The 11,345-nt window shown below is 39.2% G+C and carries 13 protein-coding genes; all 13 read left to right on the top strand.

Annotation, left to right across the window (positions count from 1 at the left end):
• Positions 1 to 157 precede the first annotated feature (157 nt).
• The 13 genes from BANA01_RS28315 to BANA01_RS28255 are packed head-to-tail and all read left to right on the top strand — an operon-like array spanning position 158 to position 11,226.
• Entirely contained in the window at positions 158 to 1,120 is a 963-nt protein-coding gene (locus BANA01_RS28315; protein WP_063255614.1) for an ABC transporter substrate-binding protein, read from the top strand.
• Positions 1,086 to 2,147, top strand: coding sequence for a FecCD family ABC transporter permease (locus BANA01_RS28310; RefSeq protein WP_063255613.1), 1,062 nt, complete (start codon positions 1,086 to 1,088; stop codon positions 2,145 to 2,147). Before BANA01_RS28315 ends, BANA01_RS28310 begins: the two co-directional genes overlap by 35 nt.
• 4 nt (positions 2,148 to 2,151) lie before the next feature.
• Entirely contained in the window at positions 2,152 to 3,618 is a 1,467-nt protein-coding gene (locus BANA01_RS28305; protein WP_063255612.1) for an adenosylcobinamide amidohydrolase, read from the top strand.
• On the top strand, positions 3,615 to 4,598 hold the full coding sequence (gene cbiB, locus BANA01_RS28300; RefSeq protein WP_063255611.1) for an adenosylcobinamide-phosphate synthase CbiB: 984 nt from the start codon (positions 3,615 to 3,617) through the stop codon (positions 4,596 to 4,598). Before BANA01_RS28305 ends, cbiB begins: the two co-directional genes overlap by 4 nt.
• A complete protein-coding gene (gene cobD / locus BANA01_RS28295) occupies positions 4,555 to 5,631 on the top strand; it encodes a threonine-phosphate decarboxylase CobD (protein WP_063255610.1) in 1,077 nt (358 codons plus the stop codon). Before cbiB ends, cobD begins: the two co-directional genes overlap by 44 nt.
• Positions 5,613 to 6,185: a bifunctional adenosylcobinamide kinase/adenosylcobinamide-phosphate guanylyltransferase gene (locus BANA01_RS28290; RefSeq protein ID WP_063255609.1), complete on the top strand. Its 573-nt coding sequence runs from the start codon at positions 5,613 to 5,615 to the stop codon at positions 6,183 to 6,185. Before cobD ends, BANA01_RS28290 begins: the two co-directional genes overlap by 19 nt.
• Positions 6,182 to 7,687, top strand: a complete 1,506-nt coding sequence (locus tag BANA01_RS28285; protein WP_063255608.1) for a cobyric acid synthase — start codon at positions 6,182 to 6,184, stop codon at positions 7,685 to 7,687. The genes BANA01_RS28290 and BANA01_RS28285 overlap by 4 nt, the downstream gene beginning before the upstream one ends.
• On the top strand, positions 7,684 to 8,475 hold the full coding sequence (cobS, locus tag BANA01_RS28280) for an adenosylcobinamide-GDP ribazoletransferase (protein WP_063255607.1): 792 nt from the start codon (positions 7,684 to 7,686) through the stop codon (positions 8,473 to 8,475). Before BANA01_RS28285 ends, cobS begins: the two co-directional genes overlap by 4 nt.
• Positions 8,445 to 9,044, top strand: a complete 600-nt coding sequence (locus BANA01_RS28275; RefSeq protein ID WP_235847264.1) for a histidine phosphatase family protein — start codon at positions 8,445 to 8,447, stop codon at positions 9,042 to 9,044. Before cobS ends, BANA01_RS28275 begins: the two co-directional genes overlap by 31 nt.
• A complete protein-coding gene (locus BANA01_RS28270) occupies positions 8,996 to 9,445 on the top strand; it encodes a bifunctional adenosylcobinamide kinase/adenosylcobinamide-phosphate guanylyltransferase (RefSeq protein WP_063255605.1) in 450 nt (149 codons plus the stop codon). Before BANA01_RS28275 ends, BANA01_RS28270 begins: the two co-directional genes overlap by 49 nt.
• Positions 9,442 to 10,026, top strand: coding sequence for a cob(I)yrinic acid a,c-diamide adenosyltransferase (locus BANA01_RS28265; protein ID WP_063255604.1), 585 nt, complete (start codon positions 9,442 to 9,444; stop codon positions 10,024 to 10,026). The genes BANA01_RS28270 and BANA01_RS28265 overlap by 4 nt, the downstream gene beginning before the upstream one ends.
• Position 10,027: 1 nt before the next feature.
• The gene (locus BANA01_RS28260; protein ID WP_369689653.1) at positions 10,028 to 10,510 is read left to right on the top strand and encodes an ECF transporter S component; all 483 of its coding nucleotides are present in this window, start codon (positions 10,028 to 10,030) and stop codon (positions 10,508 to 10,510) included.
• Positions 10,507 to 11,226, top strand: coding sequence for a hypothetical protein (locus BANA01_RS28255; protein WP_063255602.1), 720 nt, complete (start codon positions 10,507 to 10,509; stop codon positions 11,224 to 11,226). The genes BANA01_RS28260 and BANA01_RS28255 overlap by 4 nt, the downstream gene beginning before the upstream one ends.
• Positions 11,227 to 11,345 lie beyond the last annotated feature (119 nt).

The raw sequence follows: 11,345 nt of genomic DNA, 5'->3' as shown, positions 1-11,345 counted from the left end.
GACAGGCAAAGAACGCCTGTCCCTGCGGTGAATATTCAAAGAAGCTTCCCTTAGTGGAGCGTAAATCAACAGCCAAGTTTAACACAGCCTTTTCTAAAATTTTTTCGGGTGCAGTTTTTTGTGATGTATTTTGACAGAAGTCATAGGGGGAAGAAAAATGAAAAAATTATCATCGTTATTATTGATTCTTTTGTTAACTATTGCTGCTTTAACAGCATGTGGTGAACAAAAGGAAACAGGTAAGAATGAAGGGAACAGCAGCACCGAGCAAAAAGGAGAGGAAACAGCTTACCCTGTAACCATTAAAGATGCAGTTGATAATGAGGTTACGATTAAGGCAAAACCTGAAAAAATCGTATCATTGATTCCTAGTAATACAGAGATTGCATTTGCACTCGGACTTGGAGATCAAGTTGTAGGTGTGTCCGATTTTGATAATTATCCTGAAGAAGCAGCAACAAAAGAGAAAATCGGCGGGATGGAAATTAATATCGAAAAAATAATTTCATTGCAGCCCAATCTAGTCTTAGCACATGCTTCTGCAATGAATGGGACAGAAGGCCTGCAACAGTTAAAAGATGCGGGGCTAACTGTTTTAGTTATAAATGATGCCCAAAATTTTGAGCAGGTCTATGATTCGATTGCTATGATTGGAAAGGCGACGGGTGAGTCCAAGAAAGCGGACGAACTAATTAAGAGTATGAAAGACAAATTGGCAGAAATTAAAGTAAAGGCTGGAGAAATCAAAGAAAAGAAAAAAGTATTAGTAGAGGTATCCCCTGCTCCTGAAGTGTTCACAACAGGAAAAAACACATTTATGGATGATATGATTACTTTTATTAATGCTGAAAATATTGCAAATGACCAAGAAGGCTGGATTAAAATCGATCAAGAAGAAATGATTGGCCGAAATCCAGATGTCATCATTACTACATATGGTTATTATACGGAAAATGCTGCACAGCAAGTGTTATCCAGACAAGGCTGGGAAAATGTCAATGCCATTAAGAATAAGCAAGTCATCGATGTAGATTCTGATCGTGTGACCCGCTCTGGCCCAAGGATTGTTGAAGGAGTCGAGGATCTTGCAAAGGCTGTCTATCCAGAAGTTTTTAAATAATAAAGTAATAGCCTATGTCATTGCAGGAAGTTTCCTCCTCTTTTCCGTTTTATTAGGAATTTCGATAGGGACCGTTTCGGTTCCTATCTTCACCATTATTCAAATCTTGTTGTCAAAGCTCTTTGGAGTTATATCAATTGATCAAATCGACCCGATGTTTTCAAGTATCGTTTTAAATATCCGGCTGCCACGAGTCATTTTGGCTGGATTAGTAGGGGCGTCTCTCGCAATTGCTGGTGCAGCCTTTCAAGGACTTTTAAGGAATCCTTTAGCAGATCCATATACTTTAGGCGTATCATCCGGTGCATCTGTTGGGGCAGTATTAACTTTATTTTTTCAAATATCACTTCCAATCATAGGCAGCTTTACCCTTCCATTACTCAGTATTTTGTTTTCTTGGGCTACCATTTTTTTAGTTCTCGCATTCGCGCGTAAAATTGAACGCTCGATGAGAGTGGAAACCATTATCTTAACGGGAATCATTTTTAGTTCCTTTCTCGGTGCCTTCATTTCACTTATGATTGCCTTAACGGGCGATGAGCTAAGACAAATTATTGGCTGGTTACTCGGAAGTGTATCGATGAGAGGCTGGGAATACATAAGAATTATTTTACCTTTTTTTGTACTTGGTTCTATCATACTTATTTTCAATGCCAAAGAATTAAATGCCATGTCCTTTGGTGAGGAACGTGCCCACCATTTAGGTGTAAATGTTCAAAAAAGAAAACTGATTATCCTAACAGCAGGGTCGATATTAACTGGCGCGGCGGTTGCGGTATCAGGAACAATTGGATTTGTTGGGCTGGTAATACCGCACCTTTCAAGATTATTATGGGGACCAGACCATAGGCACCTGCTCCCATTATCCATCCTTACTGGAAGTGGTTTTTTAATTCTAGCCGATCTAATCTCAAGAACAATTATTTCTCCAACTGAGTTGCCGATAGGAGTCATAACGGCATTAATTGGTGCCCCGGTATTTGCACTAATTCTATTACAGAGAAAAAGAATGGAAAGAAGTGGATAAAGGGATGCTTAACGTTCAACATGTTGCAGGCGGGTATTCAGATGAATATATACTGAAAGATATTTCTTTTGAGGTTCAAAAAGGTGAATTATTCGGTATCTTGGGACCGAATGGAAGCGGTAAAACCACCTTATTAAAAATGATCAGCGGAATCTTGCCATTTGTATCAGGAGATATCTACATTAAAGGCAGGAGCCTGAAGGAGTATCATTCAAAACAGCTTGCTCAAATTGTAGCTGTTTTGTCTCAGCATTCATCACAATCTTTTTCCTATACTGTAAAAGAAACAGTTTCTCTTGGCCGCTATGCCCATCAAACTGGATGGTTTCAGACCTGGGGAGAAAAGGATGAAAGTATTGTCCAGAAGGTCATGAAGCAAACAGGCATCACTTCATTACAGAATAAAACGATACAAGAACTTTCCGGCGGGGAAAAACAAAGAGTATTTTTAGCGCAGGCATTGGCCCAAGAGCCTGAAATTCTCCTATTAGATGAACCAACGAACCATTTAGATCTATCCTATCAAAAAGAATTATTGGATTTATTAAAGAATTGGACGGCAGAAACAGGACTAACCGTCCTATCCATTTTTCATGATCTAAACCTTGCAGGCTTATATTGTGATCGACTGCTGTTGCTCGAAAATGGAAGCATAAATATAAATCATATTCCGAACGAAGTGCTTCGGGAAGAGAGAATACGGGCTGTTTATCATACTGACATCCAGAAACATCCTCATCCGAGAGTACCCGCACCTCAAATGGTATTATTACCAGAAAAAAACCAGGTTAAGAAGAATATACAAATAAATGATGGTTTGTTGCGTGTAACCGATGAATTTATCGAATTAATATCGCCTGTTCCATTAAGGACGATGTCTTCAGGTGTTGTAGGCTCCGGAACAGGCTGGCACCCTGCTTTTGTCAATCGCCATGTTGGAAAAGACTATAACTGCAGCGATCACCGAGCCGAAATGGCCCTCTTTTTAAAAGCGAATGGTTTCGAACCGTCTGAAACAGTAGGGATGATGACCGCAGTTTTCCTTGAGGATGTAACATTTAAGTACTTTGAAGGGACAGGATTCTCTATATTTGTTGTTGTAACTGCTGGTGTTGGGAACGCAGTAGACGCATCCAAAAGTGATCTCCACACATTTGAAGCGGTGCCAGGCACAATCAATACGTGGATTTTTGTTAATGGAGAATTAACCGAGGAAGCATTTATTCAAAGTATTATGACGGCAACCGAAGCAAAAACCAAAGCGCTTCATGATTTAAACATTCATGATGTGGTGACAGGTACCATAGCAACGGGTACCTCAACAGATAGTATTTTAATTGCTGCTACTCAGACTGGTGAGTTGTTGGAGTATGCGGGGACGATTACGCCATTAGGCAAATTAATTGGAAAAGCTGTTTACGAATGCACGATTGAGGGTATCCGAAAATCTCAAAAGAGGAAAAGATTATGATTGTTCATCATTTAATCGCCATTACCATAGCGTATTTCATTGATAAGGTTGTAGGAGATCCACCCCATTGGCCGCATCCTGTAAGATGGATAGGAATGTTAATATCATTCTTTGAAAAACGCTTAAATTATGGAAATAATAAAAGATTTAAAGGGGTAGTTATGCTCCTTTTTGTTTTATTGATTGTATTTTTGACTGTCATGGTCGTTGTTGTATTAAGTTATCAGCTTCATCCGATTGTGGGGATTGCTGTTGAAAGTATCATTATTTCGACTACCATTGCGCAAAGAAGTCTAAAGGAAGCAGCTCTAGATGTATATGGTCCCTTAGAGGCGGGTGACTTACCTGGAGCAAGAATAAAATTATCTTATATTGTTGGTAGAGATACGGAAACATTAAATGAAGGTGAAATCGCGCGAGGAGCAATTGAGACAGTGGCCGAAAATACGAGTGACGGGGTGACTGCACCGTTGTTTTGGGCACTAATTGGGGGTGCGCCGCTGGCAATGGTGTACCGTGCAACGAATACCTGTGATTCGATGGTAGGTTATATGAATGATAGATTTAAAGAATTCGGCTGGGCATCTGCTAAATGGGATGATGTGATGAACTGGATTCCTAGCAGAATAACCGGAATCACCATGTTAATAGGAAAGAAACCTTTAAAAATGGACTATCAAAAGGCGTGGAAAATATTATTCAGTGACTCAAAAAAGCACCCGAGTCCAAACAGTGGCTGGGGAGAAGCGGCTGTTGCTGCAATTTTAGGTGTTCAGCTTGGCGGAATTAACTATTACAAGGGAGTCATTTCAAACCGGGCAAAGATGGGGAAGCCTTTGGTACCTATTCAGGCAGAGCATATTTTATTGGCAAATAAGATTTTAGATAAAACGGTTTTATTATTTTTATTATGGTTATGGATAGGAGGGATGATTTATGAATTTGCCATCACATGGTTCGAATCCGCAGCACCTTTATAAATCGCTTGGACTTTCGCTCCCAGAGAAATATATTGATTTTAGTGCAAATATTAATCCACTAGGCCCGCCACCTGCGTTAAAAGATAAATGGAATGAGTTCTATCAAGAAATTACCGTGTATCCAGATCCATTTGCTGAAAAGCTTAAGAATAGAATTGCCCAAAAAGAACAAATTTCTGTTGATTCCATTCTAATTGGAAATGGAGGAGCAGAACTTATTACACTTATTGCGAGGTTTCTCTCGGGGAAAAAGGTTGTAGTGGTAGAGCCTTCTTTTTCTGAATACGAAAAGGCATGTTGTGCTAACGATTGTGAGGTCCAGTATCATCAATTGGAGGAACCAAATTTTGAATTAAGTCTGGATAAATTACTTCCAAGTTTAATGAATGCAGACGCTTTATTTTTGTGTGATCCGAACAATCCTACTGGCATTCAATATCCAGTGTCAACGGTACTTTCAATCATTCAGGAATGTGAAAAACAAAATTGTTTTGTGATTTTGGATGAAGCTTTCTATGATTTTTTAGTAGACTATGAATCTTTTATTCCATATATCAATACGTTTTCAAATTTAATCATTATACGGTCAATGACAAAAATGTTTGGTATTCCCGGCCTTCGTCTAGGATATATGGCTGCTGGTCCATCTTTAATAGCGGAAATTAGCAAATACCAGCCGCATTGGAGTATCAATACCATTGCCTTACTGGCAGGGGAACTATGTTTGCAAAATGAAGAATATGTTAAAGAGACTCAAGTCTATATTTCGGAAGAACGGGAAAGGTTATTTCCATTTTTTAAGAAAAATCTTTTTCAGGTTACTTCCTCGCAAGTCAATTTTTATTTGTTACGTGATTCAACTCTAAAAGAACAAAGTACCTTATTTGAATTCCTATTACAGAAGGGAATCATTCCCCGCCATACGTTTAACTTTCCTGGTTTAGAAGGAAAGTGGCTGCGCTTTGCTATAAAAAGTAAGGAGGAAAATAGTAAATTAATGGAGGTATTGTTGGAATGGCGCCAGCTTCCTTAATTTTTATTTCAGGCGGGGTAAGGAGCGGGAAAAGCAGTTTCGCTGAAGAAATGGCTTTAAAACTCGTAAACGAAAATGGAGGACAATTAAACTATTTAGCAACCGGTGTGGCTTCCGACCCGGAAATGCAGGACCGAATTACAAAGCACCAGCGTGACCGAGAGGGTGGAAAGTTTCGTTGGAGAACGATTGAACAGTCACATAATATTGGTGAGAGTGCAAATCTTTTTAACAATGAGGATATTATTCTACTTGACTGCGTAACGACCCTTTTAAATAATGAACTGTTTTCTTCTAATCAAATAAGGGATGAGTCTTTCTTAGCAGATGTAATGAAAACAATCTCGACAGGCATAAATAATATACGAGATAGAGCAAAAGTTTTAATTGTTGTTAGTAATGAGGTTTTCAATGAATCAATATCAGAGAATGGTCTTGTTTTCTCCTATGCGCGAATCCTTGGAAAAATCCATCAACAGTTGGTGAAGGAAGCTGATCAAGCCTTTTTAGTAGAAGCAGGAATACCGATCCACATGAAGGGAGATAGAAAATGAAAGGAGTTATGATACAAGGAACAGCCTCTGATGTAGGTAAAAGTCTCATTGTGACAGCCCTTTGCCGAATGTTTGCCAATGAAGGTAAAAAAGTTGTACCCTTCAAATCTCAAAATATGTCCAATAACTCTTATGTGACAAGAGACGGGAAAGAAATTGGGAGAGCACAAGGAATTCAGGCGGAGGCTGCAAAAATTGAGGCAACTGTCTGGATGAATCCTATATTATTAAAGCCCCGTTCGAATCAAGATTCAGAGATCGTGTATTTGGGTAAGTCGTTGAAAACTCTTTCTGGCAGAGGGTATCGGGAAACTTTTTACGAAAAAGGGCTAGATGTAATAAAGAAATCTTTAGACAGGTTATCAAATGAATTTGAACTAGTGGTCATAGAAGGGGCTGGAAGTCCGGTTGAAATCAACTTGAAGGATCGCGAACTTGTGAATATGAAGGTTGCTGAGCTTGCGGACGTTCCAGTTGTTCTTGTTGCAGATATCGATCGTGGCGGAGTTTTTGCTAGCATTGTTGGTACGCTTGAGCTTTTAGAGCCAGAAGAAAGACAAAGAGTGGCTGGAGTAATCATTAATAAATTTCGCGGAGATATCAGCTTATTTGAAGATGGGATTGACTGGTTGGAAAAGAAAACCGGTATACCCGTAATAGGTGTTCTTCCATACGTTGAGAATCATATGATCGATGGCGAGGATTCCTTGTCAATCGACAATCAGTTTTCAACGCGTAAAAAGGGAACCCTTGATATCGCCGTTATTCAGCTTCCGTTTATCTCGAACTATAGTGATTTGGAGCCTTTTTTGTATGAGGAAGATGTGTCCATCCGCTGGGTGAAGCACGCTTCTGATTTTGGTCAACCGGATGCTGTTATCATTCCTGGTACGAAGAGCACTATGAATGACTTAAAGAGTATAAAAGATAGAAAGTTAGACGTTTTAATACAAAACCATATTGAGAATGGCGGTTATATAGTTGGTGTTTGTGGTGGTTATCAAATACTCGGGAATGAAATCATTGATGAAGCTGGTTTAGATACGGGAATACCCAATCGTAAAGAACAAGGACTGGGGTGGATACCAGCGACGACAATCTTTTATGAAGAAAAAGAAACGGTCAGAAGTGCTGGTGTATACCACGAACATACAGGTTTGTCGCCTGATAGAAAGGTAGAAGGGTTTGAAATTCACTTAGGAAAAACCATTTTACACAAGGAAAGCTGCTCATTTCTATTGCTTGAGAATGGAAACGAAGAAGGATATTATGGCAGGAATGGTCAAATCATTGGGACGTATCTTCATCATCTTTTTCATAATGACGACTGGAGAAATACTTGGCTAAACCTAATCCGGAAAAGAAAAGGATTACATACGAAAGAAACCACGTGTATTAAAGAATACAAAGATAAACGATATGACGATATTGCTGCTCAAATGAAGGAACATTTAAACGTGGAGTTGTTAAATGACATCATCATCAAGTGGTGCCAGAAATGAGAAAGTTTCTAAAGGGTTTCTTGATTAATCTGCAATTTTTCACTGCCATACCAGTTCACCTTGAATTACCAATGGACAAACATCATCTAAGAAGCGCTGTTCAAGCTTTCCCGCTGCTAGGTTTGTTTCAAGGATGCCTATATGCTTCCTTTTTTTATATATTGCTGGAATATACACCTTTTTCCAATCTCGCGGCAGCATTCTTGTTATGGATAATGAGTATTTTGTTAACAGGCGGAATCCACTTGGATGGCTGGATGGATGCAAGTGACGGTTATTTTTCATACAAAGACCAGCAAAAGCGACTACAGGTCATGAGCGATCCAAGAACTGGTGCATTTGGTGTCATCTCGGTCATTGTTTTATTAAGCAGCCGTTTTCTATTTATTTATGAGATCACTGTAAATGTACATGCTACTTCTTATCTGATGATTGCCGCAATACCTCTATTAAGTAAAAGCGTTATGGGGCTGCTTTTATTAACCGTAAAGTCAGCAAAAGCAGAAGGACTGGGAGTGCTTTTTCAGAGTGCCGCAGCACCAAAGGATTTATGGACCTATTTTATATATATCATTGGATTCTTTGCTCTCTTGTTTTGGGGTGGTGGTGGATTTTATTACTTTTCCATCATGATTGTTATGGCAGTTATTATTTTGCTTTTTTGCCGACAAAAAGCGATAAAGTGGTTTGGTGGAATTACGGGTGATATTTTAGGTGCAGCAGTAGAAGGGACTGAGTTGTTTCTATGGATGACACTGTGGTTATTGCATTATTTCGTCATGGCTTAACGGAGGAGAATAAACGGAAAGCCTATCTTGGGTGGAATGATTCCCCTCTAGATCCCAAATCAAACGACATTAGCACAAGCGAAAACTACGATTTATATTTTTCTAGTGATTTGCATAGGTGCATTACGACTGCAACTATACTATTTCCAAATAAACATGTAAATCTTTTATCTCATTTACGAGAGATGAATTTCGGTAAATGGGAAGGAAAAACCTATGAAGAATTAAAAGAAGTTCCCCAATACCAACGTTGGCTATCGGATCCTAAATCTTACAGTCCTCCAGAAGGAGAGTCATTTGGAGAATTCACAAGCAGGATTTCAGTGGGGTGGGATAAGATTACTGAAACGATTCTCTCTCAAAACCATCAACGATGTGCAATTATTACTCATGGTGGAACAATTAGATATTTATTATCAAAATTTGCACCTCAGGCTGAAGACTTTTGGTCGTGGCAAGCACCTCATCATCAAGGCTATGAACTGGTTTTTGAAAGAGAAGCATTAAGGAGGCGTGACCGTTGCACTTTATTACGGGAGGTGCCTTTAACGGCAAAAGAGCTTGGGTAAAGGAGAAGTACGGACTAAATGGTACTTGGTTTTCAGCCTATAGGGACCATCAGCTGAAGGCTGACATTATTCAAATAGAAAGTAATTTGCTCGTTCTTGAGGGTATTGAAATTTGGTTGAAAGAGTTAACAAAAAACTATGATTCTTACAGGTGTCTTGAAATCTGGAATACGACCCTGAACCATTGGCTTACTTGGGAGAAAGCAGACGTTAGCCGAAATCTTGTCGTGGTTGGGAATGATATCACAAAAGGAATTGTCCCAATGGAGAAAGAGAATCGAGTATGGCGTGATGTAACAGGCTGGGCTTATCAAGACCTTGCAGCTAAAGCAGATAAAGTAGACATTATTTGGTATGGATTAAATCAAACAATCAAAAAAACGGGGGATGAGAAGTTATGAGACTTTATACAAGGACTGGTGACAAAGGAAAGACTAGTATTATTGGAGGAAGAGTCGACAAGGATGACATCAGGGTTGAAGCTTACGGAACGGTTGATGAGGTAAATTGTTTTGTCGGTCAGGTAGTGACAGAGCTTGATACTGAAATTTTTAAAGATGTATTAGCTGATCTTGAGAAGATTCAACATGAATTATTTGATTGTGGCGGGGATCTTGCCAATGTTTCTGATAAAGTTGAGTATAAGCTGGAAAAGGAAGCGATTGACTATCTAGAAAACAAAATCGATGAATATATTCAAGAAGCTCCAGAGCTGGAGAAGTTTATTTTACCCGGCGGAACGAAACCGTCTGCGTCAATTCATATTGCTAGGACAGTGACAAGAAGAGCAGAGAGATTGGTTGTTACATTAATGAAGACCGGGGAGAAAACGCCTGAATTAGCATTAAAATATCTTAATCGTCTTTCCGACTATTTCTTTGCATTAGCAAGGGTGGTAAACTATCGACTCAATGTAAAAGATGTAGAATATGTAAGAAGTGCAAATGTTTTTAGGGATGGGAAACGTAAAGATGAAAAGTAGAATGCTAAGTTTACTGGCATTGTTTTCAGCATTGTCTGCAGTTGGCGCTGCAATTAAAATACCTGCAATTGTAGGCAGTGTGGCTTTTGATGTTTTTCCAGCATTACTGGCTGCTGCCTTGTTAGGCAGCGGGGCAGGAGCAATTGTCGGTGCTTTAGGACATTTGTTATCTGCTCTCATCTCAGGTTTCCCATTAGGGCCCATGCACCTGTTGATCGCAATCGAAATGGCTCTGCTTGTCTATATTTTCGGTGTACTTTATAAAAAGAATAAAAAGAGCACTGCTAGTATTCTATTTGTTCTTGCCAATACATTCGCTGCACCTCTGCCGTTTATCATCATTATGAATATAGCTTTTTATATAGCACTCGTTCCGTCGTTGTTAATTGGTTCAATCATCAATACGGTTATTGCTTTAGCGGCAATTCAGAGACTACGATCTTTAGTAAAACCAGATATACTGAATCATGACGTGAAATTATGAGAGATATCATTACGGTGCCGTTAACGAGTGAAGAGTCGCTACTCATCGCAAGTGATAATAGCGGTGCAATAGGAATGAAAGCTGCAGACCTTGTACAGGTTTCGTACGAAACAGTAGCATATTACTCGTTTAGAGTAGCTGCAATGGAATGTATCGCAGCAGGAGGGCTACCATTTTCCGTTGTCGTTCATAATTTTTGTGGAGATAAGGCCTGGGGCAATATAGTAAAGGGTATCAAAATTGGTTTAGCAGAATTATACCTCGAGGATGTTTCGATAACAGGCAGTACAGAAAGTAATTTTTCTTTACAACAATCTGCGCTAGGATTGGTCGTTCTCGGTAAAAAGGCTATAACAATAAATTCGGAAAAACCTTTTTCTAATGAGCTGATGTTCGCTGTTATCGGCAGCCCTTTGGTTGGGAATGAAGTAATAAATCAAACAGACCAGGTTGTCCCTTTATCTATGTTTGGAGAAGTGGCTAAACTTGATGACATAATGGTATGGCCTGTTGGTTCAAAAGGAATCTTACATGAGTTTAATCAGATGTTTACCGATAAAAAATTTACAGAAGATATGCTTGATACGAATCTTGACGTATTAAAATCATCTGGACCTGCAACCTGTTTTATTATTGCCTTTGAAAAATATCAAGAAGATGCTTTGAAAAAAATGGTCGCTGCATATTACCACTCCATAAAAATAGCACGCCGTTAGGGCGTGCTCAGGCTGTCAAGGAAAGTCTCGACAGCCATTATTTTTCAATGCAGAGGTGCTGGTGTGACCATAGCTTGGCATGAAAAATATTTTGGGTTAATGCAGAGGTGCTGCAGTGA

It is taken from the genome of Neobacillus niacini NBRC 15566, assembly GCF_001591505.1.
Taxonomy (GTDB): domain Bacteria; phylum Bacillota; class Bacilli; order Bacillales; family Cytobacillaceae; genus Neobacillus; species Neobacillus niacini.
This window is presented reverse-complemented; position numbering and strand designations above follow the sequence as displayed.

Bases quoted from the DNA above. Each gene is read 5' to 3' on its own strand.
- BANA01_RS28260 (WP_369689653.1), top strand. From the start codon at position 10,028: ATGCTAAGTTTACTGGCATTGTTTTCAGCATTGTCTGCAGTTGGCGCT.
- BANA01_RS28255 (WP_063255602.1), top strand. From the start codon at position 10,507: ATGAGAGATATCATTACGGTGCCGTTAACGAGTGAAGAGTCGCTACTC.
- BANA01_RS28265 (WP_063255604.1), top strand. From the start codon at position 9,442: ATGAGACTTTATACAAGGACTGGTGACAAAGGAAAGACTAGTATTATT.
- cobD (WP_063255610.1), top strand. From the start codon at position 4,555: ATGAATTTGCCATCACATGGTTCGAATCCGCAGCACCTTTATAAATCG.
- BANA01_RS28305 (WP_063255612.1), top strand. From the start codon at position 2,152: ATGCTTAACGTTCAACATGTTGCAGGCGGGTATTCAGATGAATATATA.
- BANA01_RS28290 (WP_063255609.1), top strand. From the start codon at position 5,613: ATGGCGCCAGCTTCCTTAATTTTTATTTCAGGCGGGGTAAGGAGCGGG.
- cobS (WP_063255607.1), top strand. From the start codon at position 7,684: ATGAGAAAGTTTCTAAAGGGTTTCTTGATTAATCTGCAATTTTTCACT.
- cbiB (WP_063255611.1), top strand. From the start codon at position 3,615: ATGATTGTTCATCATTTAATCGCCATTACCATAGCGTATTTCATTGAT.
- BANA01_RS28315 (WP_063255614.1), top strand. From the start codon at position 158: ATGAAAAAATTATCATCGTTATTATTGATTCTTTTGTTAACTATTGCT.
- BANA01_RS28285 (WP_063255608.1), top strand. From the start codon at position 6,182: ATGAAAGGAGTTATGATACAAGGAACAGCCTCTGATGTAGGTAAAAGT.